The following is a 24,996-nucleotide window of genomic DNA, read 5'->3' as shown; positions in this document are numbered from 1 at the left end:
CTTCAGTCTCGTTTCGTGCTGCCATCCACATTACCCATGTCCGGGTGCGCAGCCATGTAGGCGTCGAGCTTGGCAAGCGTCTGTTCCAAATTGACCGGATGGCGGCGCAGGTAGCCGGCCAGCCGGAGAAAGCTCTTTCCACGGACCCGCCGCGCGTCCCATTGCTCGGTCACCAGCGTGCCGGGGGTACCGTCCGGGCCCGTGGCCGGATCCAGCAGGTAGCGCCACACGTGGCCGTAGAAGTGCCGCCACGCGATCCGGTGGCCTTCCTCGAACTCGCAGACCCTGTTCAGGATCTTGTAGTTCACCCGCATGCGCATTTGCATGCCGAACCTGGCGCCGAGGTACAGCCGTCCTGGCCCGCGCGGCTGGGCGCCCTTGACCGTGTCCGAGCCGTCGATCACGCTGTGCAGGGCAGGCGTGGCGAGCACCTCGAAGATGGCTTCGGGGGCGGCGGCGATGTACCGGCTGCGGGACACGAGATAGCGGGGATTCATCTAGTAATCCTAGTCCGCGATCGTGTTGCAGAATGAGGCATGCAGACTTCCCGCAACCCCCTTCGCGGCCGGCCGCGCATCGGCGTTCCCGTCCGCCTCAGCAGTTCCTCCGATCCCGACCGGCGCGTGGCGGAAGCCAACGCATTGTTCGAGTACATCGTGGGGCTGCTGCGCGAGGGCGGCGGCGAACCGGTGCTGCTCAACGCTTTGGGGCCCGACGACGGCGGCCTCGCCGCGGCGATGGCCTGCCTTGACGGCGTCGTCCTTCCCGGCGGCGGCGACCTCGACCCCGCCCTCTACGGCGAGCTGCGCGGTGACGTCTGCTACGACGTCAGCCCTGCCCAGGACGCGCTGGATCTCGCCGTGGCGCGTCTTGCGATCGACGCCGGGCTGCCTGTGTTCGGCATCTGCCGCGGGCATCAGCTGCTCAATGTGCTTTACGGCGGGACGCTCATCCAGGACATGGCGCCGGGGACGGTGGCGCACCGCGAGCCCGCGCCGGTGCACGGGGCCGGCCCGTGGGCCTGGCATGAGGTGGCGGTGCGGGCCGGCTCCAGGGTGGCCGCGCTCTACGGCGGCGGTTCCGGTGCCGTGAACGTGAAGATCGCCTCCGGCCACCATCAGGCCGTGGCCCGGGTGGCCGAAGGGTTGCAGGTGACGGCCGTGGCGGAGGACGGGACCGTCGAGGCGCTGGAGGATCCGGAGCGCTGGGTGGCCTCGGTCCAGTGGCACCCCGAGGCCCTGGAGCTCCCGGCCGGGGAGCGGCTCGCGCCGTTCCGGGCCTTCGTCGAGGCGTGCCGCACCCGGCCCTGAGCCGGACGCCCCGGTCCGTAATCAGCTGCCGACGCTCACCGTCACCTTGACCGGGGCACCGGTGGCCAGCGATTCCTGGGCGGCATCGGCAACCCGGGAGGCCGCGACGGCGTCTTCCGGAGTGCATGGATTCTCCCGGCGGCCAAGGATCAGTTCGACGAACGCCTCCATTTCGGAGCGGTACGCCGTCTCGAACCGCTCGGCAAACGTCAGATGTGGCTTCCCCGCGGGGAAAGCGATCCCCGCTTCGGCGGAGGCCAGTGCCGTCTTGTCGTCCAGGCCCACCATCAGCGAGCCGCGGGAGCCCTGGATTTCCAGCCGGACATCATGGCCCGCCCCGTTGTAGCGGGTCGCCGAAACCGTTCCCACGGTGCCGTCGTCGAACGTCACCAGCGCGAGGGCCGTGTCCACATCGCCGGCCGCACCGATGGCCGGATCCCCGTTGTTGGAGCCCTTGGCGTAGACCTCGACGATTTCGCGGCCTGTGAGCCAGCGCAGGATGTCGAAATCGTGGACCGAGCAGTCACGGAAGAGCCCGCCGGAGCTGGCCAGGAACTCGACCGGGGGCGGCGTCATGTCGCAGGTGACGGCACGCAGGGAATGGATCCAGCCCAGCTCGCCGGCCTGGTAAGCGCGGCGGGCTTCCAGGTAGCCGGCGTCGAACCGGCGCTGATGCCCGATCTGCACCACGCCGTTCCGGTCCCGGATGTAGTCGAGCACCGGCAGGGCGTCGGCCACGTTCAGGGCCACGGGCTTTTCGCAAAACACCGGGATCCCGGCGTCCACGCCGGCCTTGATGAGCTCGGGGTGGGTTCCGGTTCCGGTGGCGATGACCAGGCCGTCCAGCCCCGAGGCCAGCAGCGCCTGGACCGAGGGCAGGAATTCGGCACCGAGACCGCGTGCCACCGTCCGGGCGTGCTCTTCGGCGACGTCGGTGAGGCGGAGGCGGACACGGATCCCTTGTGGGTTCAGGACCTCGTTGAGGGCGGCGATGTTGTTGGCGTGCATGACCCCGATCCGCCCAACGCCGGCGAGTCCAAGGATTACGTCTTTCATACTTCTACTCTCATGTTTGGTGCGGGCACGGTGAACGCCGCACGGAAGGCCTCCAGGGCCGCATAACTGTCGCCACTGGCCCACGCTTCCATGCCCACGGTTCCTTCGTAGCCTGCGTCCGCGAGCGCCCTGGCGACGGCCGCGTAGTTGATTTCCCCGGTTCCGGGTTCGCAACGGCCGGGAACGTCTGCCACCTGGATTTCGCCGAGGTATGGCAGGGCGGTCCGGACGAGCTCGACCAGGTTCCCCTCCCCCATTTGGGCGTGATAGAGATCCAGCATGAGCCTGGCGTTCGGGTGCCCGGCAGCCTGCACGAGCGCCAGGGTGTCCTTGGCCCGTGCCAGCGGGATGCCGGGGTGGTCCCGGATGGTGTTGAGGTTCTCGAGGCAGAACGTCACCCTGTACTGCTCACCGAGCTTCCCGAGCCGTTCCAGGGTCCGGGCGCCGGTGGCCCACATGTGTCCGCTAGAGCGGTAGACAGGCCGGGCCGCGTGGCCGTCGACGAGTTCCGCCGGGTGAACCACCAGCCGGCTGACGCCAAGTTCCAGGGCGGTGGGGATCAGGGACTCGGCGGTCCGCACCACCTCGTCCGCCGTGTCCGGATCCACGAGGCTGCCGGAGCTGTATCCGGTCATGGAGGAGAACACCGCCCCGGTGGCCTTGAGCGCGCCGATGTCCTTGGGCCGCGAGTCCCAGAGTTCGACGTCGAAGCCGGCCTCGTGGAGCCGGCGCACCCGCTCCGTGAACGGCAAGTCCGTAAAGACCATCTCAGCGCACACGGCGAGCCGCATCAGAGGACCACGTTCTCGTTGACGGCCACTGTGTTGACCGTTGCCGGGGTCCCCCGCTTGACGGACTCTATGCAGGCCAGCGCCACGGCCAGTGCGCGCCGGGCGTCGCTGGCTCCCGGAGTGAGAGTGAAGGGCTTCGACTCCGGAGCGGAACCGTCACGCCGGGCGCGCACGGCGTCGGCGAAGTCCGCCAGCTCGTCTGTATAGGCCTGCCGGAAGAGCTCGACGTTCAGCCGTGGGGTGTCGGCGGACATCCCCTCGGCGGTGAACCGGCGGGCGGCGGTTTCGGTGGCGCGGCCGGCCTGGACCATGCCCTTGGAGCCGAAAACCTCGCCGCGGATGTCGTAACCGTACAGTGCGCTGAAGTTCGCCTCGGCGACGGCGATCGCGCCGTTGCTGTAGCGGATGGTCACGACGGCGGTGTCCAGGAACCCCTGGTCCCGCAGTCCCGGCTCCACAAGCGCGTCGGCAACCGCATAGACCTCCACAGGTTCGGCGCCTTCGTTGAACCAGTTCAGGGTGTCGAAGTCGTGGATCAGGGTTTCGAGGAAGATGGTCCACGCGGGGATCCTTGCGGCGTGGCCGATGCTCCCCGTGCCCGGGTCCCGGGTCAGCGAACGAAGCAGTTGCGGCTGCCCCACGATTCCGGCGGCGAGGTCCTTCTTGGCCGCTTGGAAGTCTGCGGCGTACCTGCGATTGAAGCCGATCTGGAAGTGCACCCCGGCGGCGTCGACGGCGTCAAGGGCCGCGTCGAGCTCCTCGAGCCCCTGACCGGCGGGCTTCTCGCAGAAGACGTGTTTTCCGGCCGCTGCGGCCTGGCCGATCAGGGCGGAATGGAAACGCGCGGGGCTGGCGATGACGACGGCGTCAATCGCCGGGTCGGCCAGGAGATCGGCAGCGTCGGCGGTCACCTTCGTGGTGCCCAGGGCGCCAGCCAGCGCCCCGGCGGATTCCAGGTTCGGATCCGCGATGGCGGCAAGGACGGCGCCGGGGACCCGGCGGGCAATGCTCTCGGCGTGGAAGGCGCCCATCCAGCCCGAGCCGATCAGTCCGATCCGCACGGGCAGTACGGCGTCGGAGGCGTTGCGGTTGAGGTAAGCCAAAGGCTTGTCCTTTCAGGAGTTGGGGCGGCCGTTACCCGTAGGTCTTGCCGGTGGTTTGGGACACGTCGGCGACTTCGCCCTGGACTTCCTTGACGACGTCGCTGTGGCCGCCGAGTTGTTCGAGTTCGTGGGCGAGTTCGGCGAGTTCTGCGCCGCCGGCCATCTGGGCGGTGAGCTCGTCCAAGGTGATGTCCTTCTTGTCGTAATAGCCGATCGATTTGCCCCGTTTGAGCAGCAGGAACCGGTCCCCGACAGGGAAGGCGTGGTGCGGGTTGTGGGTGATGAAGATGACCCCGAGGCCGCGGTCGCGGGCCTGCAGGATGTAGCGGAGCACCACGCCGGACTGCTTCACGCCCAGTGCCGCAGTGGGCTCGTCCAGGATCAGGACCTTCGCGCCGAAGTACACGGCCCGGGCGATCGCGACACACTGGCGTTCACCGCCGGAGAGCTGGCCGATGGGCTGCTCCACATCGCGCAGGTCGATGCCCATCGCGGCGAGTTCCTTGAGCGTGATGTCCTTCATCTTCTCGACGTCCATGCTCTTGAACGGACCAAACCCGCTGGTCAGTTCCGAGCCGAGGAAGAAGTTCCGCCAGATCGGCATCAGCGGCACCACGGCGAGGTCCTGGTAGACCGTGGCGATGCCGACATCGAGGGCGTCCCGGGGAGAGCTGAACTTCCGCTCCTCCCCCATGATCTTCAGGACCCCGGCGTCGTGCTGGTGCAGGCCGGCGATGATCTTGATCAGCGTGGACTTGCCCGCACCGTTGTCGCCCAGCACGCAGGTGACGCGGCCGTTGTCCACCGCCATGGTCACCCCGGAGAGGGCGATGATGTTCCCGTAGTGCTTCCCGACCCCGTCGAGGGAGAGCAGGTGCACCGGGGTGTGGGTGAGGGGATCGTTTTCGTTCTGCAGCAGGGTCTGCTGGTCGATCTCTTTGGCATTCATGGTTCCGGGGCCCTTCTACTTCAGTTCCGCGCGGCGCTTGACGATGAGGTTGACGATGGTGGCCAGCAGCAGCATCAGGCCAAGGAAGAACTTGAACCAGTCCGGGTTCCACTGCGCGTAGACGATGCCCTTGTTGGCCATGCCGAAGATGAACGCGCCGATCGCGCCGCCGATCGCCGAGCCGTACCCGCCGGTGAGCAGGCAGCCGCCGATCACCGCGGCGATGATGTAGAGGAACTCGTTGCCCACGCCCTCACCGGACTGCACGGTGTCGAAGGCGAAGAGGTTGTGCATGCCCAGAATCCAGGCGCAGAACCCCACGGCCATGAACAAACCGATCTTGGTGGCCTTGACCGGCACGCCCACGGCGCGGGCCGCGTTCGCGTCCCCGCCCACGGCGAAGATCCAGTTCCCCACCCGGGTCCGCATCAGCACCCAGGTCGCGACCGCGACGAGCGCGAACCAGTAGAACACGGTGATCTTGATGTCGACGCCGCCGACGCTCACCGAGGAGGCGAACACCGCCCGGGCCGATGCGAAACCGTCCATGGTCGAGATCGAGGGCGAAGACACCGAGCCGCCGATCAGCCGGGTCAGGCCCAGGTTCAGGCCGGTCAGCATCAGGAACGTCGCCAGGGTGACGATGAAGGACGGCAGCTTGGTCTTGATCAGAATCCAGCCGTTGATGAACCCGACGGACAGGGAGACCACCAGGGCCAGCCCGACGCCGACCCAGACGTTCGTGGTGAAGTACCAGCTGAACAGCGACGCCGTCAGCGCCGAGGTGATCACGGCGACGCCGGTGGAGAGGTCGAACTCCCCGCCGATCATCAGCAAGGACACCCCCACCGCCATGATCCCGATCGTGGAGGACCCGTACAGGATGGTCGCCAGGGCACCGGGCTGGGTAAAGGTCGGGGACACCAACGCGAAGAAGATGAAGAGGACGATCGCGCCCACCAGAGCACCGACCTCGGGACGTCCGAGCAGTTTCTGGAACGGACTGCGCTTGGCGACGCGCTCATCGGGCGCCGGCGACTTTGTCTTGGTCTGGGTGATGGTCATGATAAGTCTCCTTGCCGCCGGGCCGGCGCGAACCGGCCCGGCCAGCGGGCTGTTAGCGGACGCCCTGCTGGGCGAAGGTCAGGACATCGGCCGCATTGGATTTGTCGATGACCGCCGGGCCTGTCAGCACAGGCTGGCCGCCGCCGATCTTGAAGCCGCCCCGCTTGTTCTGCCAGATGGCGTCAACGGCTCCGTAGCCCTGCAGCCACGGCTGCTGGTCCACGGTGAACAGAACTGCACCATCCACGATCTTCTGGGCGAGCTCCGCGTTGAGGTCGAAACTGGCAACCTTGGCAGAGCTGCCGGCGTCAGTGACCGACTTGAGGAGGGTCAGGGTGATGGGGGCGCCGAGGCCGATGATGACGTCGGCGTCCTTGGAAGCCTGAAGCTTGGCAGTCGCGGTGGACTGAACGGAGGTCATATCCTTGCCGTCGACGTAAAGGATCTCCGTTCCGGGAACCTTCGCCTTGACGCCCGCGCACCGTGCTTCAAGTCCCACGTGGCCCTGTTCCTGAATCACGCAGACCGGGTGCTTGTAGCCGTCCGCGGCCAGCTTGGTGCCCACGGCTTGACCGGCGAGCTGCTCGTTGGAACCGAAGTGGGTGAATGCTCCGAGCTGGGAGGAGACCGATTCACCGGCGTTGAGGCTCACAATCGGGATGCCGGCGTCGGAGGCCTTCTTCAGGACGTCTTTGAGGGCTTCGGGCTTGGCGAGCGTGACCGCGATGCCGTCGACCTTCTGGTCAATGGCCTGCTGAATGAGCTGGGCCTGGCGCCCGGCTTCGGGATCAGACGTATAGAGGAGCTCAACATTGTCCTTCGCCGATGCCTCCTCGGCGCCCTTGCGAACAATATCCCAGAACGTGTCACCGGCTGCGGCGTGCGTGATAAGGGCGACCTTGATGCGGGAGGTGCTGGCTGCCTGGCCTCCGCCAGCCGCATTGCCTGAGTCTGCGGGCTTGCCGCCGGTGCTCGAACACGCGCTCAGGGCCAGCATGGGTACAACGGCCGCCACGAGGGTCGCCTTCCGCCACGAGAACTTGGTCACGATCAATCTCCTTTGATTCCGGGCCACGCCGGCCGCTTCATCGCGTCGGTCCATGAGCCATCTACAACCGATCATGGTGACTCCAATCACAGTTGTCAATAGTTTGTCCTGACATTAGGATGTTTGGACGTAACGAAGTGTGATCGGAATGTCCCATTCACGGGGCTTGACGGGCCAGCGCCGACAGCCCGACCCCCGCAAACAAGGCCCGTCACAGCAGCCCTTGGCACCTCTTGGCAGCCCTGCTACTATCAGAAAAAGGCAGTATGTCCTATCAAGCGAACATACACTGACATACGCGGGCAGGCCGGCACGACGACCGCCGCGGAGCACAAGGGAGCATGCCCAGTGGCGAATCAACTGAATCTGCGGATCGACCGCTCTTCCCCGGTGCCGCTGTACCACCAAGTGGTCCAGGGCATCGAGGCAGCGATCCACACCGGGCTGCTGGAACCCGGCAGCAGGCTGGAAAACGAGATCGACCTGGCCGCCCAGCTGAACCTGTCCCGGCCCACGATGAGAAAAGCCATGGACGAGCTGGTCCGCTCGGGCCTCCTGGTCCGCAAGCGCGGCGTCGGCACCCAGGTGGTGTCCAGCCAGGTCCGCCGCCCACTGGAACTCTCCAGCCTCTACGACGACCTGAGCAACAACGGCAGCAAGCCCACCACCGACGTGCTCAGCTTCTCGCATGAGGAGGCGGACGGCGCGATCCGGACGGCACTGCAGCTTCCGGCCGGCGCCAAGGTCTACCACTTCACCAGGCTCCGGAAAGTGGGCGGCAAGCCGCTGGCCCTGATGGAGAACTGGGTGCGGGACGACATCACCGCTATCGACGAGGCAAGCCTGGGCTCGCAGGGCCTCTACGCCATCCTCCGCAACGGCGGCGTGAACTTCCGGCTTGCCTCACAGCGGATCGGCGCCATGATCGCCAACGACTACCAGGCGCCGCTGCTCGAGACCACCCCCGGCTCCGCCCTGGTGACCATGGAGCGGACCGCGGTGGACGACACCGGACGCATGGTGGAAACCGGCCACCACGTCTACCGGGCGGATTCCTACAGCTTCGAAATGACACTGGTCCAGAGGTAAGCGTCCAGAGTTAGGCGCCAGCGACGGGCGCAACCGGCTCCAACCCGCACACACACGCGCCTGCCTCCGGCGCGACAACGAAAGGGCAGCTTCCATGGCCAACTGGGTCTATCCGCTCGGCACCGCAGCCGAAGGCAAGTGGGACATTTCCATCGGGACGTCCGATTCCGGACTGGAGGTGGACGGCTGGGCGCATACCGGGCTGAAGGTTGCCACGCTCGCTGCCGGCGGCGCCGTCAGCCTGGACGCGGCGGCGGAGGAACGCATCGTGATCCCGCTCAACGGCTCTTTCGTAGCGACCGTCGACGGGCAGGACTATCCCCTGTCCGGCCGGGACAGCGTCTTCAGCGGCCCCAGCGATGTGCTCTACACCGGAGCCGGCAAGGCAGTAACCATCACATCGGCCGACGGCGGACGGGTGGCCGTGGCCACCGCGCCGGCCAAAGCCTCCTACCCGACCCGCCTCATCACGGCCGCCGAGACGCCGGTGGAACTGCGCGGGGCGGGCAACTGCTCCCGCCAGGTCCACAACTTCGGCACCCCCGCCGCGCTGGAGGCGGACCGCTTCATTGTCTGCGAGGTCCTCACCCCCGCCGGAAACTGGTCCTCCTATCCCCCGCACAAGCACGACGAGGAAAAAGACGGCGAGACCAGCCTCGAGGAGATCTACTACTTCGAAACCCGCGTCACGCCAGGGGCGCCGCAGCGGCCCGGCGCCGACGACGCCATCGGCTACCAGCGCGTCTACGCCTCCGACGAGCGGCCCATCGACGTTGCGGCCGAGGTCCGGACCGGCGACGTCGTTCTGGTGCCCTACGGCTGGCACGGACCCGCCATGGCCGCCCCCGGCTACGACATGTATTACCTCAACGTCATGGCCGGCCCTGGCCCGGTCCGCGACTGGCTCATCAGCGATGACCCGCACCACGGCTGGATCCGCCAGACCTGGGAGGGCCAGGACCTGGACCCGCGGCTGCCATTCGGCCGCTAGGCCGTTCGGCTGCTCAGGCGCTGACAGCTAGCCATTGAACGTGGCCGGGTGCGGTCCGGTGCGCCCGTTCCGCTCAAGGGCATTCACGGCCGCCAGTTCGCCCGCGGAAAGCTCAAAGCCGAACACCTCCAGGTTTTCCCGGATCCGGGCCGGCGTCACTGACTTCGGGATGACGATCCTCCCCTGCTGCAGGTGCCAGCGCAGAATGACCTGCGCCGGGGTTCTGCCGTGCCGCGCGGCGATCTCCGTGATGGCCGGATCCGCCAGCAGTGCACCCTGGGCCAACGGACTCCAGGCCTCCGTCGCAATGCCCTGCGCCGCGTTGAACACCGTCACTGCGTGCTGCTGAAGGGCCGGGTGCAGTTCCACCTGGTTGACGGCCGGCACCGTTCCGCCCAGGTCGATGAGCCGCTGCAGGTGTCCCGGCTCGAAATTGGAGACGCCGATGGCCCTGACCCGGCCGTCGGCAAGGAGTTTCTCAAGGGCCAACCAGGAGTCGGCGTACCGGTCCGATGCCGGCGCGGGCCAGTGGATCAGGTAAAGATCCAGGTAGTCGAGACCCAGCTTGTCCAGGCTCGCGTCGAAGGCGGCAAGGGCCGGTTCGTAGCCGAGGTCGTCGATCCAGAGCTTGGACGTGATGAAGAGCTCCTCCCGGGCGATCCCGGATTCCGCGATCGCGCGGCCAGTTCCGGTCTCGTTTCCGTAGATTGCGGCCGTGTCGATGCTCCGGTAACCGGCTGCGAGCGCCGCTGCTACCGCCTCGGTGGTCTCGGCGTCGGGAATCTGGAAGACGCCGAAGCCCAGCTGCGGCATCTGCACCCCGTTGTTGAGGACGATATGGGGCATTGAGTTCACGGTGTCTCCTGTTGTTGTGGTCGGGCGGTCTGTTGTGGTCGGGCGGTCAGCGGGCAACGGCTGCAGCCTCGGTGACCGGAAGGTCTGTGCTGGTTTCCGCCGCTGCAACGGCGGGCACGGTTGATCCGCCGGTTCCCGGCAGGTCGGCGTCGTGCTTCTTTGCGTGAGCCGCGGCGAACGCCATCACTGCCAGGCCCAACAGGGTGATCCCGGCGCCGGCCCAGATGGGCGAGGTGTAGCCGAGGCCGGCGGTGATGGTGACGCCGCCCAGCCAGGCGCCCAGGGCATTGCCGACGTTGAATGCGCCGATGTTGGCGCCGGAGGCCAGGGTGGGAGCGCTGCTGGCGTATTTCATGACGCGCATCTGCAGTCCCGGAACCGTGGCGAAGCCGAAGCCGCCCAGCAACACCATGGAGGCGATGGTCAACGGCTGGTTGCCGGCGGTCAGGGCGAAGACCACGAGCACCACCACCAGAATGGCGAGCACTACCAGCAGGGTGCGGTCCACATTCTTGTCGGCCGCCTTGCCGCCCACGGTGTTGCCGATGAAGAGCCCGACGCCAAAGAGGATCAGCAGCCACGGGACCGTGGTGGCGGAGAAGCCGGTGACCTCGGTGAGGGTGAAGGCGATGTAGGTGAAGGCGCCGAACATGCCGCCGTACCCAAGGATGGTGACGAGGATGGAGAGCCAGACCTGTCCGGACCGGAAGGCACGGAGCTCGCCGCGCAGACCGCCGGAGGCAGAACCAGAGGCTGAATCTCCCGAACCTGTTCTGGGCACCAGGGCGAGGATGCCGGCCAGGGCGAGGACACCGATCACGGTGATCGCCCAGAACGTGGAGCGCCAGCCCGCGGCCTGGCCCAGCATGGTGCCGAACGGGACACCGAGCACATTCGCAGCCGTCAGGCCGGTGAACATGATCGCGATCGCACCCGCCTTCTTAGTGGGCGCCACCATGCTCGCGGCCACGACGGCGCCGATGCCGAAGAACGCGCCATGTGCGAGGGCGGCAATGATGCGGCCGATCATCATTACCGAGTAATCCGGCGCGAGCGCCGAGACGAGGTTGCCGGCGATGAAGAGCACCATCAGTACCGCCAGCACGGGCTTGCGTTCGAAGCGCGTCACGGCCGCGGTGAGGCCAAGCGCCCCGACCACGACGGCGAGCGCGTAGCCGGAGATGAGCCAGCCCGCGGTCGCCTCGGTGACGTGGAAGTCTGCGGCCACTTGCGGCAGCAGGCCCATGATGACGAACTCGGTGAGTCCGATGCCGAACCCGCCGAGGGCGAGGGCTATCAGGCCAACAGGCATGGAGGTGCTCCTTACAAAGCTGTACGGGATGGGGTATGGCGCGTAAGCTAGTAGTTGCAGACGCGTTATTTATTCTTGCACAAGCAGATACAGCGCGCAAGCAACTATTATTTGATGTGCCCGTCACCACCCCGCCGGGCACGCGAGTTGAAGGGAAACACGTGATGGGCATCAAGGACGACGCCGTCGAGGTCCGGGCGCAAGGCTGGCGGACCCTGGCGGCCCTGCACGGGCTGATCGAGGCCGAGCTGGAGCGGTCCTTGCAGGCCGAGGCGCAGCTCTCGGTCGTGGAGTACACCGTGCTGGACGCGCTGAGCCGGCAGGACGGCTGGCACATGCGGATGCAGCAGCTGGCCCGTGCCACGGCGTTGAGCGCGAGTGCCACCACGCGCCTGGTCAACCGGCTCGAGGACCGCGGGCTGCTGACCCGGATCCTGTGCGCGGATGACCGCCGCGGAATTTACACCGAGCTCACCCCCAGCGGCATCGCCCTGCTCGAGCAGAGCAGGCCGGTCCACGACGCCACGCTGGAGCGGGCGCTGGCCGAGGCCCAGGAAGTCCCCGAACTGGCGCCGCTGGTCGACGCCCTCCCCCGGCTGCACGCCGCGGCCTAGCGCGGCAACCGCCTCGCGCGAGTACGCAGAAAGAACGCAGAAAGCCCCGCCGGGGACGAATCCCGGGCGGGGCTTGTGCGTGCAGGGCTTTCTTGACTGCGGCTAGACGGTGACCGGTTCCCTGGCGGCCGCCTGTTTGAAGAAGTATTCCAGGTCCTCCAGGCTCTTGCCCTTGGTCTCCGGAATGTACTTCGCGGCAAAGGCGATGGCCCCGACGCCGAGCACAGCGAAGACGAAGAAGGTGCTGGACAGTCCGATCGCGGCGAGGAGCTGCGGGAAGCCGAAGCCAACCAGGAAGTTCACGATCCACAGCACGAAGGCCGAGGCGCCCATGCCCAGGCCGCGGATCTTCAGCGGGAAGATCTCTGAGAGCATCAGCCAGGTGACCGGTGAGATTGCACCTTGCTGGAAGGCCAGGAATGTCACGGTCAGGGCCAGGATGACGAAGCCCCGGGCGGGGCCCTCGGGGAGGATGAGAGAGAAGACGCCGATCAGGAACAGCGCCGTCGTGGTGCCGAGCTGGCCAGTGATGAGCATCCTCCGCCGTCCCACTTTGCCCAGCAGCCAGATGCCCAGAAACGTGGCGAGAACGGAGATGACCCCGTTGGCGATGTTGGCCGTGAGGGCCGCTTCGCGGCCGAATCCGGACTCGGCGAGGATCTGCGTGCCGTAGTACATGATCGAGTTGACGCCCGTGATCTGCTGGATGACCGCGAGGCCGATCCCCACCACGAAGATGTGCCGGAGCCACGGAACACTGAGGTCCTTCCAGGAGCCCATCTTGGCCTTGTAGTCCTCCACGGCCATGGCCTTGACTTCTTCAAATTCAGCCCTGGCCTCGGACTGGGAGCGGATCCGCTGCAGCACACTGAGGGTTTCGCCGAAGCTGCCCATCGATGCCAGCCAGCGCGGGCTTTCGGGCATGAAGTTCATACCGACCCAGAGCGCGATCGCCGGCAGGGTTGCGATGACCAGCATCCAGCGCCAGATCCCGCCGGCCTCGCCGAAGCTGTTGCCGAGGTAGGCGTTGAACATGAAGGCCAGCAGCTGGCCCGTGACGATCATCAGCTCGTTTTGGGTGACAATTCGTCCGCGCCGGGCACTCGGTGAGACCTCGGCCAGGTACACCGGCACCGTCACCGAGGCCCCGCCCACGGCCAGGCCGAGGATCAGGCGTGCCAGGATCATCACCTCCGTGTTCGGCGCGAAGGTACACGCAAGGGTGCCGGCGAGGAACACCACGGCCAGCACCATGATCATTTTGCGCCGGCCGTGGCGGTCCGCCAGGCGCCCGCCGAAGAGGGCGCCAAAGGCCGCCCCGAACAGCAGCGAGGAGGTCACGAGCCCTTCGGTCAGTGGCGTGAGGCCCAGGTCCACCTGCATGTACGGCAAAGCGCCGTTGATCACGCCGGTGTCGTAGCCGAAGAGCAGTCCGCCGAAAGTGGAGACGATCGTCGCGGTCCGGAGGGCCCGTTTGTGGTTGACGGGCCGTGTCACCTCGGCGACGGGCGCCGTCATAGGCTCGCCTTCGCGACGCGCTGTTTCATGGTCTCCAGCTGGTACCGGGAGACGTCCGCGGCGTTGTCGTCCTCGGCGAAGACGCTGGAGACCATCACCGTATCTTCACGGTCCAGGAAGCCGATCTCCTGCAGGCCGCCGAAGAACTCGTCCCAGTTGACGTCGCCGTCGCCGATTTTCAGGTGCTGGTGCACGCGGACGGGGTTGCCGGGCGGGTTGGTGATGTAGCGCAGCCCGTGTGAGGCGTGGTGGTCCATCGTGTCGGCCACGTGGACCAGGCGCAGCTTGTCGCCCGCGGCCCGCATGATCTCCAGCGGTGCGTTCTTCATGTGGAAGCTGTGCGAGGCCACGTAGACCAGGCCAACATTCTTCGAGTTCAGCCCGCGGATCACGCGGATCGCGGCCAGGCCCTCCTCGACGAAGTCGTCCGGGTGCGGATCGATCAGCAGGTCGATCCCCTCCCGCTCGATGATGGGGAGCAGCTCCTCCATGGAGCGGTAGAAGGCCCGCTCGGATTCTTCGGCCTTCTCCGGTCGGCCGCTGAATTCGGTGTTCATGATGCCAACGCCCAGGTCCACGGTGATCTGGATGGCGCGTTTCCAGTAGCGGACGGCCGCCTCGCGTGCGTCCTCGTCCGGGCCGGACCAGCGCAGCACGGGCAGCACCGACGCGATTTCGATTCCCGCGTCCTTGCAGGCCGCCTTCAGCTTGCCCACGAGCTCGTCGTCGGCCTTCGGGTGGTTGAAGAAGGGGATGAAATCGGCGTGCGGGGTCATCTGCATGTACTTGTAGCCGAGGTCGGCCACCACGCGCGGGAACTCGAGGAGTCCGTGGCTGTGGTGGAACGGCGTGGGATCTAGGGCGATTTTCACGGTGAACACTCCATTGTGGATCTGGCGGGCGTGCGGCCGGCCGGCGCGTTCTTTGCAGTAGAAGGCGCCGGCCGGCGGGGTTTTAGCGGTACAGGGCGGGCATGGCGTTGAGCTTCACGGCGACCTTTTCGCCGTTCTTCTGCGCCTCGACGCCGGCCTCGCAGCAGGCGGCCGTGGCGTAGCCGTCCCAGGCGGTGGGGCCGCCGATCTCATCGCGCAGGGCGGCGTCCACCCAGGACTGGATTTCGACGTCGTACGCCGCCCCGAAGCGTTCCTCGAAGCCGGGGGTGACGTGGCCGCCCCAGCGGCCGTTGCTGCGGGTGTACGGGCCTTTGTCGCCGCCGATGCTGACGATGCCGTCTTCGAAGGAGGCCTGGGTGGCCACCTCGTAGCCGAACTTCGCGTTGACGTAGATCTCGACGTCGGCCAGGACACCGGACTCGGTCTCGATCAGGACGTGCTGCGGGTCGTGCTGACCGGCCGGGGCGTTCCGTGTGGCCTTGCCGAGGCGGACCTGGACCGAGGTGATTTCCTCGCCGGTGAAGTAGCGGATGGCGTCGAATTCGTGGACCACGGAGTCGTTGATCAGCATCTCGTTGGTGAAGCCCGCCGGGGTGGTGGGGTTCCGGTGCTGGTGGTGCAGCATGAGCAGCTCACCGAGTTCGGAGTCGCGGATGATTTTGCCGAGGGCGGCGTATTCGGCGTCGAAGCGGCGCATGAAGCCGACCTGGATGCGCTTGTGGCCCAGCTCCCGCTCGGCTTCGACAATCTTCCAGGAGGATTCGGCATCCGGGGTGAGCGGCTTCTCGCAGAGGATCGGGATGTCCTTGGCGATCGCCTTGAGCAGGATGTCCTCGTGCAGGAAGCCGGGGGTGGCGATCAGGACGGCGTTGACGTCGCCGTTGTTGAGGGCCTCCTCGGCGTCGGCGAGGGCGACGGCGCCGGGGATGCCTTCGATGGCGGCCTGGGCACGGGCGAGGTCGACGTCGACGACGGCGGCAACTTCGGCGCCGTGGATGCGGGTGTTGAGCCGCTGGATGTGGTCTGCGCCCATACGGCCGGCGCCGATGACAGCTACGCGGAGGGTCTTGGTCATGATCTTGTCCTCAGTTCTAGTTGACGGCGGTGCGGGAGCCGCAGGAGAGCAGGTAGTTCCGGGTGCGCTTGGCGATCGGCATCGGGACGTCGAAGGCCACGGGATACATGTCCTGTTCCACAATGCCAAAGATCGGCCGGTTGAGCGCCTCCACGGCTTCGATGACGGCGCGCAGGTCCGGCAGCCCGTTCGGCGGCTCGGTCATCACGCCGGCCAGGTTGGCGGCGGCCCACGTCATGTTTTCCTCGTTAACCTTTTTGAGGATGTCCGGGTTGATCTGCTTGAGGTGCAGGTAGCCGATCCGGTCCGGATAGTTCTTGATTAGGTCGAGGCTGGAGGCCCCGCAGTATTCGGCGTGGCCGGTATCCAGGCAGAGGTTGAGGTACTTCGGGTCTGTGGCCGCGAGCAGGGTTTCGATGTCCTCCTGCGCGCCGACGTGGGAGTCGGCGTGCGAGTGGAACTGCTGCTTCAGGCCGAAATCCTCCAAGAGGGTCTTGCCCATGCGGTTGTGGCCTGAGAACAGGTCGCTCCACGCCTTCTCGGTAAGCGTGCCGCTCTCGACGGCCTCGCCGGTGACGTCGTCGCGCCACATCGCGGGAATGACCACGATGTGTTCGCCCCCCATGGCTGCCGTGAGTTCGGCGACCTTGCGGGCCGGCTCCCAGGCTTCGTCGTACTGGTGGGCCCCGCGGTGGAATGCGGTGAACACGGTGCCGGCCGAGATCTTGAGGTCGCGCTGCTTGAGCTCTTCGGCGAGACGGGCCGGATCGTTGGGGAGGTAGCCATAGGGGCCAAGTTCGATCCACTTGTAACCGGATTCGGCGACCTCGTCGAGGAAGCGTTCCCACGGGGTCTGCTGGGGGTCATCCGGGAACCAGACGCCCCAGGAGTCCGGCGCGGTGCCGATGATCAGCTTGTTCTCTGTCATTTCCATTCCTTCTCATCGAGTGCTCCGCAGGTGCCGTTTTGGACGCTTAAAACGGCGGTTGCGGAGCAGTCGATCGTGGTTAGTCGAGGCGTCAGTTGGACGGGAAGTTGTAGGAGGCGCCGGAGGCGTGCGTCGGTTCGGGCCAGCGCGAGGTGACCACCTTGCCGCGGGTGTAGAACGAGACGCCTTCGGGGCCGTAGATGTGCTTGTCGCCGAACAGCGAGGCCTTCCAGCCGCCGAAGGAGTGGTACGCCACCGGCACGGGCAGCGGCACGTTGATGCCGATCATGCCCACGGTGACGGAGCGCTGGAACTTCCGGGCCGCGGCGCCGGAAGAGGTGAAGATCGCGGTGCCGTTGCCGTAGGGGTTGGAGTTGATCAGGGCGATGCCGGCGTCGAGGTCCTCCACCCGGACCACGACCAGGACGGGGCCGAAGATTTCCTCGGTGTAGGCGGTCATCCCGGCCGTGACGTGGTCCAGGACGGTCGGGCCGACCCAGAACCCGTCTTCGTGGCCGGGGACCACGAGGTCGCGGCCGTCCACCACCATCGCGGCGCCGGCGGTTTCGGCTTCGGTGACGATCTTCACGATGCGTTCCTTGGACGCCGGCGTGATGACCGGGCCCATTTCGGCGTCGGGCACGGTGCCGTTGTTGACCTTGACGGCCAGGGCGCGCTCCTCGACCTTCTTGACCAGCAGGTCGGCGGCTTCGCCGACGGCGACGGCGACCGAGATGGCCATGCAGCGTTCCCCGGCGGAGCCGAAGGCGGCGGCGGCCAGGTGGTCGGCAGCGTTGTCGAGGTCGGCGTCGGGCAGGATGATCGCGTGGTTCTTCGCCCCGCCCAGGGCCTGGACGCGCTTGCCGTGGGCGGTGGCGGTCTCGTGGACGTACTTCGCGATCGGGGTGGAACCGACGAAGGAGATGCCGTCCACGTCCGGGTGGGTCAGGAGGCCGTCGACCGTTTCCTTGTCGCCGTGCAGGACCTGGAAGACGCCGTCGGGCAGCCCGGCCTGCTTCCACAGCTTGGCGAGCAGCATCGAGGCGGAGGGGTCGCGCTCGGAGGGCTTGAGGATGAAGGCGTTGCCGGTGGCGATCGCCATCGGGGCCATCCACAGCGGGACCATGACCGGGAAGTTGAACGGGGTGATGCCGGCGACGACGCCGAGCGGTTCGCGGAAGGAGAAGACGTCGATGCCGGTGGAGACCTGGTCCGAGTAGTCGCCCTTGAGCAGCTGCGGGATGCCGCAGGCGAACTCGATGACCTCGAGTCCGCGGCCGATCTCGCCCTTGGCGTCGGAGAGGACCTTGCCGTGTTCGGCAGTGATCAGTTCGGCGAGCTCGTCCACGTGGGAGGCGACGAGTTCGCGGAACTTGAACAGCACCGCGGTGCGCTTGGCCAGGGAGATGTCGCCCCAGGAATCGGCGGCAGCGCGGGCGGCGGCGACGGTGGTGTCCAGGTCTTCCCGGTTGGCCAGCCGCAGCTCCGCGGAGACGGCGCCGGTGGCCGGGTTGTAGACGGGCTGGGTGCGGGTGCCCTCACCGGCGGTTTCGGCGCCGTTGATGAAGTGGCTGATGGTGGTGACGGTCGTCGTTGACATAGTGGTGGACTTCCTTGGTCTGTGGCTGTTCGTGGTGATGAGGGGGGGTCAGCCGAGCAGCTTGCGCTGGCGGGCCTTGTGGTCGGTGTAGGTCTGGAAGGCCTGCTTCGTGGAGTCGAGCTCGGAGACCTGGGAGACCGGAACGTCCCACCATGACTCGGAGCTGGGGGCATCGAGCAGCGGGTCGGATTCAACGTGGATGACGATCGGGCCGCCGCGTTCGGGGGCTGCTTTGGCGTCCCGGATGGCCTGCTCGAGCTCGGCGATGACCTTCTCCCCCGGTTCGATCCGGATCACCTTCACGCCGAGGCTTTCGGCGTTCAGGGCCAGGTCGACCGGGAGCCGGTCGCCGTCGTCGAAGCTGTGGTGTTCCTCATCCAGCGCCCGGTACTGGGTGCCGAAGCGCTGGGAACCGAGGGACTCGGAAAGCGAACCGATCGAGGCGTAGCCGTGGTTCTGGATCAGAACCACGATCAGCTTGATCCGCTCGGCGACGGCGGTGACGAGTTCGGTGTGCATCATCAGATAGGAGCCGTCCCCCACCATGACGACGACGTCGCGCTGCGTGCCGCCCTTGGCGGCTTCGGCCAGGGCGGCGCGCTTGACCCCGAGGCCGCCCGGGATCTCGTAGCCCATGCAGGAGTAGGCGTATTCGACGTGGTAGCCGAACGGGTCCCGGACGCGCCACATCTTGTGCAGGTCACCGGGGAGTGAGCCGGCGGCGCAGATGACGACGTCCTGGGCGTCCATGGCGCGGTTCGTGGCGCCGATGATCTCGTTCTGCGCCGGCAGCGGCGTGAACCGCGTGTCGAATGCCTCGTCCACGGTGGCGTCCCAGCGTTTCTTCTCGGCCGCGATCCGCTGCTCGAGGTCCGCGCCGATGCGGTAGCCGCCGAGGGCCTGGTTCAGCTTGACCAAGGTCTTGCGGGCATCGGCCACGATCGGCAGTGAGGTGCCGTGCTTGTAGGCGTCGAGAGCGGTGACGTTGATGTTGAGGAATTTCACGTCCGGGTTCTGGAACGCGGTCCGGGAGGCGGTGGTGAAGTCCTCGTAGCGGGTACCGATCCCAATGATGAGGTCGGCCTCGGCGGCGATGGCGTTGGCCGCCGTGGTGCCGGTGGAGCCGATGGCCCCGAGGGAGAACTTGTGGTCCCAGGGCAGCACGCCGACGCCGGCCTGGGTGTTGCCGACCGGGATGCCGGTCAGCTCGGCGAACTTCGCGAGTTCCTCGTTGGCGTAGGCGTAGAGCACGCCGCCGCCGGCGATGATCAGCGGGCGCTTGGCGGCGCGGATCGCCTCGGCGGCGCGGCGGATGTCCTCGTCGTCGGCGTCCGGGCGGCGGATCCGCCATTCGCGCTCGGCCAGGAATTCCTCGGGCACGTCGAAGGCCTCGGCCTGGACGTCCTGGGGCAGCGAGATGGTGACGGCGCCGGTCTCGGCCGGGTCGGTGAGGACACGGAGTCCGTGGTGGAACGCGGAAAACAGCTGCTCTGGCCGGGAGACGCGGTCAAAAAACTTCGACAGCGGCCGGAATGCGTCATTGACGGTGATGTCGTAGGCGTAGGGCTGTTCGAGCTGTTGCAGCACGGGGTCGGCGGCGCGGGTCGCGAACGTGTCACTCGGCAGCAGCAGGACCGGCAGCCGGTTGGTGGTGGCCAGCGCCGCGCCGGTGAGCAGGTTCGAGGAGCCCGGACCGATCGAGGTGCTGATCGCGAAGGTCTGGCGGCGGCGGGTGTGGCGGGCGAAGCCGACCGCCTGGTGGGACTGGGCCTGTTCGTTGCGGCCCTGGTAGTACGGCATGATCGTCGGATCGAGCTGCTGGTACTGCTTGAGGGCCTGGCCGACGCCGGCGACATTGCCGTGGCCGAAGATGCCGAACGTGCCCGGAATCAGGCGTTCCCGGAAGTCCTGGCCGCCGACCGAATCGACGGTGTACTGCTTGGACAGGTATTCGACGACGGCCTGCGCGACCGTCATTCTGCGTGTTCCTGATGCCGTGCTCATTCCCATGGGAAGCTACTCCGATACTTCTTTGGTGCGGGTGGATTCGGTGTGGTGCAGCAGCGAGGCCGCGGTTGCCACGGCGCCGGCGACGTCGCCGTCCTGCGGGTAGAGCAGGGTCCGGCCGACGGTGAGGCCCTGAACGCCGGGCAATGCGAGGGCAGTCTGCCAGCTGGCGAACACCTCGTCCTGGCCAGCGTCCGGGTCTCCGCCAAGGAGCACGGTGGGCATCGTGGTGGACGCCATGACGCGGTCCATCTCGGCCACCACGGGGAGCTTCATCCAGGTGTAGGCGCTGCTCGCGCCAAGGCCTTCGGCGATGGCGACTGACTTGATGACGGCGTTGGTGGAGAGGTCGTTGCGGACCTTCCCGTTTTCGCGGACGGAGAGGAACGGTTCCACCATGGCAATCAGCCTGCGTTCGGCGAGGGAGTCGATGGCCCTCGCGGTCGCTTCGAGGGTGGCGACGGTGTCCGGGTCGCCGAGGCAGATGCGGGTCAGCATCTTGCCACCGTCGGCGCCCAGGGCCTCGAGCGCGGCCGCGGTGTGGCCGGTAAAGCGGTCATCGAATTCGTTCACCAGGCCGGAGAGTCCGCCACGGTTCATCGAGCCGAAGAGCAGCTTGCCCTCGAGCGCGCCGAGCAGGAGCAGATCGTCCATGATGTCCGGCGAGGCGAGGACACCGTCCACGTCCGGGTTGGCCAGGGCTATCTGCAGGCGGTCCAAGAGCTGGCGGCGGTCGGCCATGGCCACCGGATCGTTTCCGACGGCGAGCGCGCCGCGGGCCGGGTGGTCGGCGGCGACAATGAAGTTCTGCCGGTGGGCCCTGACACCGGGGTGGCGGCGCCGTGCCTTGGCGGCGCGGGCAATCGCTTCCGGGTCTTCGAGCCGGATAATGCTCAGGTGCTCGTAGCGGCGGGGATCATCGTTCACCCCACGGGTGGCGACGGCTGGGTTTGCACTCACAGTGCTGCTCCTTCGGTGGCGTAGGTACCCGGCAGCAGGCGGCCGCGTTCGGCGAGCAGGCCGGTGACTTCGTCCGGCGTCGGCATCGCGTCGGCGCAGGACAGGCGGGAGGCGACGAGGGCGCCGGCGGCGTTGGCGAAATCGAGGACCTGGGCCAGGGGCCAGCCGGAGAGCAGGCCGTGGCAGAAGGCCCCGCCGAAGGAGTCGCCGGCACCGAGGCCGTTGACAGTTTCCACGGGCACCGGGGCGGAGACCACACGCTCGGTGCGGGTCTTGGCCATGACCCCTTCAGGGCCCAGCTTCACGACGGCGATTTCGACGCCGGCCGCGAGCAGCCGGTCCGCCTGTTCGTCCGGGGTGCCCTCCCCGACGGCGACGGCGCATTCCTTGTCGTTGCCGATCGCGACGGTGACGTGCGGCAGGATCCTGGCGACCTGTTCCCGGGCTTCCTCCTCGGAGGCCCAGAACATCGGCCGGTAGTCGAGGTCCAGGATGGTGAACTGGCCTTCCTTGAGCCCGGTGCGGGGCCGTGCCTCGTGGGCCGTGAGCTGGGCGGTGCGGCTGGGCTCCTGGCAGAGTCCGGTGACGGTGGACCAGAAGATCCCGGCGTCCCTGATGGCGTCCAGGTCCAGTTCCTCGGCCTTGATCTGCAGGTCTGGTGCCGTGGGGAAGCGTCCATAGAAGTAGAGCGGGAAGTCCTCCGGCGGCTTGATGGCGCAGAACGTGACGGCGGTGGGCCATTCCTTGACCGCCGTGACGAAGGAGTCGTCCACGTTGAATTTGCGCAGTTCGCGGTGCAGGTACTTGCCGAAGGCGTCGTCGCCGGTGCGGGTGATGACGGCGGTGCGGCGGCCATGGCGGGCAGCGGCGACCGCTACGTTGGATGGGGATCCGCCAAGGTACTTTCCGAAGGACGTGACATCCTCCAGATCCACCCCGATGTCGTTCGGGTAGATATCAACACTGATGCGCCCGATCGTGAGCAGTTCGTGGGTCACGGTGATCGTGGACCTTTCTGGTGTGGACTCGATACCTTTGCGCAGCCTGAGCTTCGGCGTTTCTGCGGTGCTTATTCAGTGCTTTGGGGCCTGGCGTGAGCCGGGCCACAACCACTACTTTGCCTTAGAATCCATGTACTGTCAAAGGTTTGTACTGACATATTTACAACATGACACGGGGACTTCAAATGATGCCCCGCGCGGCGCCGCGGCGGCGGGGCAGGCGCCGGAAATACCCGGGTGTTTACCTGGCGGGAACGCCGAGTTCGCCGGTGACGTACTGGGCCTGCCCGAAACCGAACGACCAGTCCCCCGCGGTGTTCTCGACATATCCGATGAAAACGTCCTCGCCGGCGACCCCCGCGGCGGCCAGCCTGTCCGCAATGGCGGCAAACAGGGACTGCTTGGCGGACTGGCTTCGGCCGGCCTGGGTGAAGATCTGGATCATCACCACGCCCGGCGTCCGCTCGAAGCCGAGCCCGGCATCCTGGGCGACAATTTGCCCCTCGGGATGCTCGGTCAGCACGTGGAAGTAGTCCCGCTCCGGAATGCCAAATTCGGCCACGATCGCGTTGTGGATGCCCTGGCTGAGCCCGCGGAGCTGCTCCGCGCCGCGGCCCTGGTTGACGTCAATTCGTACGAGAGGCACTCGCATCTCCTTCACTAGTTTGTCCTGACATACTAACAAAGTAATTTGAAGCTGCGCAAGGATTCCGTGACAGCACACAGCAACGCGGGGTCACTTAGCGCCCATCCTCGGGTGCGGAATGGGCGCTAAGTGACCCCGCGTTGGGGTATTGCGCAGGCCGGAGCCCAGGGATAGCGTTAACAACCTAGAGATTGATCAACAAGGCGGTTGATTATCCATGGTCGGGACGGGAGGTGGGGACACCAAGTGGATTCCAGCGACGACAGCGAGCTCGACGCGGCCTTCCTGGCCCTCGCCGATCCGGTCCGCCGCCGCATCATTGCCCGGCTCAGCCGGGGCCCGGCCACCGTCAATGAACTGGCGGAGCCCTTCGCGATCACCAAGCAGGCGATCTCGAAACACATCCAGGTCCTCGAGCAGGCGCAACTTGTCACGCGCACCCGTGACGCCCAGCGCCGGCCCGTGCACCTGAACCCTGCACGGCTGGAAGCGCTCACCGCCTGGATCGACCAGTACCGGCTGGTCCGCGAGGGGCAGTTCCGCAGCCTTGACGCCGTGCTTGAAATCCGCGCCGCCCAGAGCGGCACACAGGCAAAGGATGCATCATGAGCAACGCACTGAAATTGACGGTCCCTGAGGGTCTGCCGTTCATCGATTTCGAGCGTGAATTCGATTTTCCGGTGTCCGAGGTGTTCCGGGCGCACAAGGATCCCGAGCTCGTCGCCCAATGGCTTGGCCCGCGGCGGCTGACTATGGCTGTTGACCACTACGACTTCAGGACCGGCGGCAGCTACCGCTACACCCACACCGCGCCGGACGGCAGCGCCTATGGTTTCACCGGTGTCTTCCACACTGTCCGCGAGAATGATTTCGCCATCCAGACCTTCGAATTCGATGGCTACCCGGACGTGGTGAGCATTGAGTCCCTGACCTTCGAGGACCTGGGCGGCGGCCGTTCGCGGCTCCGCGGCCACGCGGTCTACCCCAGCATGGAGGCCCGCGACGGCATGGCGCAGTCCGGAATGGAGGGCGGCATGACCGAAGCCTACGAACAGCTCGAGGAAGTCCTCAGCGGGGCCAAGGTCTAGGACCTCCGGGTCTTAAAGAGTACGACGGCGGCAGGTCACCTCCCGGGGAAGGTGGCCTGCCGCCGTCGTACTTAAAGAAACAACGCGGGGTCACTCCGCGCCCATCCCACCGAGTGGAATGGGCCGTAAGTGACCCCGCGTTGCTGTATTGCAGTGGCGCTTATTTGCCGTGGTGCTTCGGACCTAGAGGGTCGCGAAGACCTCGCGCAGGAGCTTGGCGGTCTCGGACGGCGTCTTGCCGACCTTGACGCCGGCAGCCTCGAGGGCTTCCTTCTTGGCCTGGGCGGTGCCCGCGGAGCCCGAGACGATGGCGCCGGCGTGGCCCATGGTCTTGCCTTCCGGAGCGGTGAAGCCGGCCACGTAGCCAACAACCGGCTTCGTGACGTGGGCCTTGATGTAGTCGGCGGCACGCTCTTCGGCGTCGCCACCGATTTCGCCGATCATGACGATCGCCTTGGTCTCCGGGTCAGCCTCGAAGGCTTCGAGGGCATCGATGTGGGTGGTGCCGATGACCGGGTCGCCGCCGATGCCGATGGCGGTGGAGAAGCCGAGGTCGCGCAGCTCGTACATCATCTGGTAAGTCAGGGTGCCCGACTTGGAGACGAGGCCGATGGGGCCCTTGCCCGTGATGTTGGCCGGGGTGATGCCGACGAGGGCCTCACCCGGGGTGATGATGCCGGGGCAGTTCGGTCCGATGATGCGGGTGACCTGCTTGCCGTTGGCGTCCACCTTGGACTGGGCCAGTGCCCAGAACTCGGCGGAGTCCTGGACCGGCACGCCTTCGGTGATGACGACGACGAGGCCGATGCCGGCCTCGATGGCTTCAACGACGGCGTCCTTGGTGAAGGCCGGCGGCACGAAGACGATGGAAACGTCAGCGCCGGTCTCGGCCATGGCTTCCTTGACGGTGCCGAAGACGGTGATCTCGGCGTCGCCGTGCAGGACCGTGGTGCCGGCCTTGCGGGCGTTGACGCCGCCCACAACGTTGGTGCCGGCCTTGAGCATCAGGGCGGTGTGCTTGGTGCCTTCGCCGCCGGTGATGCCCTGGACGATGACCTTGGAGTCCTTGTTCAAATAAATAGACATAGTCGAGTCCC

Annotated in this window: 25 protein-coding genes; 6 read left to right on the top strand and 19 right to left on the bottom strand. The window is 66.7% G+C overall.

The features are described 5' to 3' along the window. Positions 1-2: 2 nt before the first annotated feature. Positions 3-497 (bottom strand): SRPBCC family protein, encoded by a 495-nt coding sequence (locus AC1DFR_RS12780; RefSeq protein ID WP_223914246.1) that lies wholly within the window; start codon positions 495-497, stop codon positions 3-5. 39 nt (positions 498-536) lie between these two features. Here AC1DFR_RS12780 and AC1DFR_RS12775 point away from each other — a divergent pair, with 39 nt between their 5' ends. After that, entirely contained in the window at positions 537-1,310 is a 774-nt protein-coding gene (locus AC1DFR_RS12775) for a gamma-glutamyl-gamma-aminobutyrate hydrolase family protein (RefSeq protein ID WP_476873510.1), read from the top strand. A 21-nt stretch (positions 1,311-1,331) separates the two neighbouring features. On the opposite strand, the gene AC1DFR_RS12770 is transcribed toward AC1DFR_RS12775, so the two are convergent. From AC1DFR_RS12770 to AC1DFR_RS12745, 6 genes are read right to left on the bottom strand one after another with little or no spacing between them, the layout of a single operon-like run. Beyond that, positions 1,332-2,366, bottom strand: a complete 1,035-nt coding sequence (locus tag AC1DFR_RS12770; protein ID WP_476860169.1) for a Gfo/Idh/MocA family oxidoreductase — start codon at positions 2,364-2,366, stop codon at positions 1,332-1,334. Continuing rightward, on the bottom strand, positions 2,363-3,157 hold the full coding sequence (locus tag AC1DFR_RS12765) for a TIM barrel protein (protein WP_476873509.1): 795 nt from the start codon (positions 3,155-3,157) through the stop codon (positions 2,363-2,365). The genes AC1DFR_RS12770 and AC1DFR_RS12765 overlap by 4 nt, the downstream gene beginning before the upstream one ends. Further along, complete coding sequence (locus AC1DFR_RS12760) at positions 3,157-4,260, bottom strand: Gfo/Idh/MocA family oxidoreductase (protein WP_476873508.1); 1,104 nt, start codon at positions 4,258-4,260, stop codon at positions 3,157-3,159. The genes AC1DFR_RS12765 and AC1DFR_RS12760 overlap by 1 nt, the downstream gene beginning before the upstream one ends. 31 nt (positions 4,261-4,291) lie before the next feature. Beyond that, positions 4,292-5,209: an ATP-binding cassette domain-containing protein gene (locus tag AC1DFR_RS12755; RefSeq protein ID WP_476873507.1), complete on the bottom strand. Its 918-nt coding sequence runs from the start codon at positions 5,207-5,209 to the stop codon at positions 4,292-4,294. 15 nt (positions 5,210-5,224) lie between these two features. Continuing rightward, positions 5,225-6,274 carry an ABC transporter permease gene (locus tag AC1DFR_RS12750; protein WP_028275613.1) on the bottom strand — a complete coding sequence of 350 codons (1,050 nt, stop codon included), beginning with the start codon at positions 6,272-6,274 and terminating at the stop codon, positions 5,225-5,227. A gap of 52 nt (positions 6,275-6,326) precedes the next feature. Continuing rightward, positions 6,327-7,322 (bottom strand): substrate-binding domain-containing protein, encoded by a 996-nt coding sequence (locus AC1DFR_RS12745; protein ID WP_028275612.1) that lies wholly within the window; start codon positions 7,320-7,322, stop codon positions 6,327-6,329. Between the two features lie 348 nt (positions 7,323-7,670). On the opposite strand from AC1DFR_RS12745, the gene AC1DFR_RS12740 reads away from it, so the two are divergent. Further along, positions 7,671-8,411: a GntR family transcriptional regulator gene (locus AC1DFR_RS12740; RefSeq protein WP_223914252.1), complete on the top strand. Its 741-nt coding sequence runs from the start codon at positions 7,671-7,673 to the stop codon at positions 8,409-8,411. A gap of 94 nt (positions 8,412-8,505) precedes the next feature. Beyond that, the gene (gene iolB / locus AC1DFR_RS12735; protein WP_476873506.1) at positions 8,506-9,402 is read left to right on the top strand and encodes a 5-deoxy-glucuronate isomerase; all 897 of its coding nucleotides are present in this window, start codon (positions 8,506-8,508) and stop codon (positions 9,400-9,402) included. 27 nt (positions 9,403-9,429) lie between these two features. Here the strand turns inward: iolB and AC1DFR_RS12730 are convergent, their stop codons facing one another. Both AC1DFR_RS12730 and AC1DFR_RS12725 read right to left on the bottom strand, forming a co-directional pair. Next, positions 9,430-10,248 carry an aldo/keto reductase gene (locus AC1DFR_RS12730; RefSeq protein WP_230007656.1) on the bottom strand — a complete coding sequence of 273 codons (819 nt, stop codon included), beginning with the start codon at positions 10,246-10,248 and terminating at the stop codon, positions 9,430-9,432. Positions 10,249-10,303: 55 nt separating this feature from the next. Next, the gene (locus AC1DFR_RS12725) at positions 10,304-11,569 is read right to left on the bottom strand and encodes an MFS transporter (RefSeq protein ID WP_230007655.1); all 1,266 of its coding nucleotides are present in this window, start codon (positions 11,567-11,569) and stop codon (positions 10,304-10,306) included. 164 nt (positions 11,570-11,733) lie between these two features. Here AC1DFR_RS12725 and AC1DFR_RS12720 point away from each other — a divergent pair, with 164 nt between their 5' ends. Then, complete coding sequence (locus AC1DFR_RS12720) at positions 11,734-12,183, top strand: MarR family winged helix-turn-helix transcriptional regulator (RefSeq protein ID WP_223915289.1); 450 nt, start codon at positions 11,734-11,736, stop codon at positions 12,181-12,183. A gap of 102 nt (positions 12,184-12,285) precedes the next feature. Here AC1DFR_RS12720 and AC1DFR_RS12715 read toward each other — a convergent pair whose 3' ends face one another. The 9 genes from AC1DFR_RS12715 to AC1DFR_RS12675 form a co-directional block, all read right to left on the bottom strand. Continuing rightward, the gene (locus AC1DFR_RS12715; RefSeq protein WP_476873505.1) at positions 12,286-13,701 is read right to left on the bottom strand and encodes a sugar porter family MFS transporter; all 1,416 of its coding nucleotides are present in this window, start codon (positions 13,699-13,701) and stop codon (positions 12,286-12,288) included. After that, entirely contained in the window at positions 13,698-14,573 is an 876-nt protein-coding gene (locus AC1DFR_RS12710) for a sugar phosphate isomerase/epimerase family protein (RefSeq protein WP_476873504.1), read from the bottom strand. The genes AC1DFR_RS12715 and AC1DFR_RS12710 overlap by 4 nt, the downstream gene beginning before the upstream one ends. Before the next feature lie 82 nt (positions 14,574-14,655). Next, positions 14,656-15,669 (bottom strand): Gfo/Idh/MocA family protein, encoded by a 1,014-nt coding sequence (locus AC1DFR_RS12705; RefSeq protein WP_476873503.1) that lies wholly within the window; start codon positions 15,667-15,669, stop codon positions 14,656-14,658. A 16-nt stretch (positions 15,670-15,685) separates the two neighbouring features. Then, positions 15,686-16,597, bottom strand: a complete 912-nt coding sequence (locus tag AC1DFR_RS12700) for a sugar phosphate isomerase/epimerase family protein (protein WP_476873502.1) — start codon at positions 16,595-16,597, stop codon at positions 15,686-15,688. A 91-nt stretch (positions 16,598-16,688) separates the two neighbouring features. Beyond that, on the bottom strand, positions 16,689-18,197 hold the full coding sequence (locus AC1DFR_RS12695) for a CoA-acylating methylmalonate-semialdehyde dehydrogenase (protein ID WP_476851294.1): 1,509 nt from the start codon (positions 18,195-18,197) through the stop codon (positions 16,689-16,691). A gap of 48 nt (positions 18,198-18,245) precedes the next feature. Further along, positions 18,246-20,174, bottom strand: coding sequence for a 3D-(3,5/4)-trihydroxycyclohexane-1,2-dione acylhydrolase (decyclizing) (iolD, locus tag AC1DFR_RS12690; RefSeq protein WP_476873501.1), 1,929 nt, complete (start codon positions 20,172-20,174; stop codon positions 18,246-18,248). A gap of 39 nt (positions 20,175-20,213) precedes the next feature. Further along, positions 20,214-21,164, bottom strand: coding sequence for a Cgl0159 family (beta/alpha)8-fold protein (locus AC1DFR_RS12685; protein ID WP_476872063.1), 951 nt, complete (start codon positions 21,162-21,164; stop codon positions 20,214-20,216). Further along, positions 21,161-22,162 (bottom strand): 5-dehydro-2-deoxygluconokinase, encoded by a 1,002-nt coding sequence (gene iolC, locus AC1DFR_RS12680; protein WP_223914263.1) that lies wholly within the window; start codon positions 22,160-22,162, stop codon positions 21,161-21,163. Before iolC ends, AC1DFR_RS12685 begins: the two co-directional genes overlap by 4 nt. A gap of 244 nt (positions 22,163-22,406) precedes the next feature. Further along, entirely contained in the window at positions 22,407-22,811 is a 405-nt protein-coding gene (locus tag AC1DFR_RS12675) for a tautomerase family protein (RefSeq protein WP_476873500.1), read from the bottom strand. Between the two features lie 246 nt (positions 22,812-23,057). Here AC1DFR_RS12675 and AC1DFR_RS12670 point away from each other — a divergent pair, with 246 nt between their 5' ends. After that, the gene (locus AC1DFR_RS12670; RefSeq protein WP_476857099.1) at positions 23,058-23,420 is read left to right on the top strand and encodes an ArsR/SmtB family transcription factor; all 363 of its coding nucleotides are present in this window, start codon (positions 23,058-23,060) and stop codon (positions 23,418-23,420) included. Then, the gene (locus AC1DFR_RS12665) at positions 23,417-23,899 is read left to right on the top strand and encodes an SRPBCC family protein (protein WP_476873499.1); all 483 of its coding nucleotides are present in this window, start codon (positions 23,417-23,419) and stop codon (positions 23,897-23,899) included. The genes AC1DFR_RS12670 and AC1DFR_RS12665 overlap by 4 nt, the downstream gene beginning before the upstream one ends. A gap of 183 nt (positions 23,900-24,082) precedes the next feature. Here AC1DFR_RS12665 and sucD read toward each other — a convergent pair whose 3' ends face one another. Beyond that, a complete protein-coding gene (gene sucD, locus AC1DFR_RS12660; RefSeq protein WP_028275595.1) occupies positions 24,083-24,985 on the bottom strand; it encodes a succinate--CoA ligase subunit alpha in 903 nt (300 codons plus the stop codon). Between the last annotated feature and the right edge of the window lie 11 nt (positions 24,986-24,996).

This window comes from Arthrobacter sp. 05T410 (assembly GCF_056396505.1).
Note: the sequence above shows the minus strand (reverse complement) of the source record. Positions and strands in the feature narration are given on the sequence as shown.

Excerpts from the sequence above, each read along its gene's own strand:
- AC1DFR_RS12780 (WP_223914246.1), bottom strand. The coding sequence starts at position 497 with ATGAATCCCCGCTATCTCGTGTCCCGCAGCCGGTACATCGCCGCCGCC.
- AC1DFR_RS12775 (WP_476873510.1), top strand. The coding sequence starts at position 537 with ATGCAGACTTCCCGCAACCCCCTTCGCGGCCGGCCGCGCATCGGCGTT.
- AC1DFR_RS12770 (WP_476860169.1), bottom strand. The coding sequence starts at position 2,366 with ATGAAAGACGTAATCCTTGGACTCGCCGGCGTTGGGCGGATCGGGGTC.
- AC1DFR_RS12765 (WP_476873509.1), bottom strand. The coding sequence starts at position 3,157 with ATGCGGCTCGCCGTGTGCGCTGAGATGGTCTTTACGGACTTGCCGTTC.
- AC1DFR_RS12755 (WP_476873507.1), bottom strand. The coding sequence starts at position 5,209 with ATGAATGCCAAAGAGATCGACCAGCAGACCCTGCTGCAGAACGAAAAC.
- AC1DFR_RS12750 (WP_028275613.1), bottom strand. The coding sequence starts at position 6,274 with ATGACCATCACCCAGACCAAGACAAAGTCGCCGGCGCCCGATGAGCGC.
- iolB (WP_476873506.1), top strand. The coding sequence starts at position 8,506 with ATGGCCAACTGGGTCTATCCGCTCGGCACCGCAGCCGAAGGCAAGTGG.
- AC1DFR_RS12730 (WP_230007656.1), bottom strand. The coding sequence starts at position 10,248 with ATGCCCCATATCGTCCTCAACAACGGGGTGCAGATGCCGCAGCTGGGC.
- AC1DFR_RS12725 (WP_230007655.1), bottom strand. The coding sequence starts at position 11,569 with ATGCCTGTTGGCCTGATAGCCCTCGCCCTCGGCGGGTTCGGCATCGGA.
- AC1DFR_RS12720 (WP_223915289.1), top strand. The coding sequence starts at position 11,734 with ATGGGCATCAAGGACGACGCCGTCGAGGTCCGGGCGCAAGGCTGGCGG.
- AC1DFR_RS12715 (WP_476873505.1), bottom strand. The coding sequence starts at position 13,701 with ATGACGGCGCCCGTCGCCGAGGTGACACGGCCCGTCAACCACAAACGG.
- AC1DFR_RS12705 (WP_476873503.1), bottom strand. The coding sequence starts at position 15,669 with ATGACCAAGACCCTCCGCGTAGCTGTCATCGGCGCCGGCCGTATGGGC.
- AC1DFR_RS12700 (WP_476873502.1), bottom strand. The coding sequence starts at position 16,597 with ATGACAGAGAACAAGCTGATCATCGGCACCGCGCCGGACTCCTGGGGC.
- AC1DFR_RS12695 (WP_476851294.1), bottom strand. The coding sequence starts at position 18,197 with ATGTCAACGACGACCGTCACCACCATCAGCCACTTCATCAACGGCGCC.
- iolD (WP_476873501.1), bottom strand. The coding sequence starts at position 20,174 with ATGACGGTCGCGCAGGCCGTCGTCGAATACCTGTCCAAGCAGTACACC.
- AC1DFR_RS12665 (WP_476873499.1), top strand. The coding sequence starts at position 23,417 with ATGAGCAACGCACTGAAATTGACGGTCCCTGAGGGTCTGCCGTTCATC.
- sucD (WP_028275595.1), bottom strand. The coding sequence starts at position 24,985 with ATGTCTATTTATTTGAACAAGGACTCCAAGGTCATCGTCCAGGGCATC.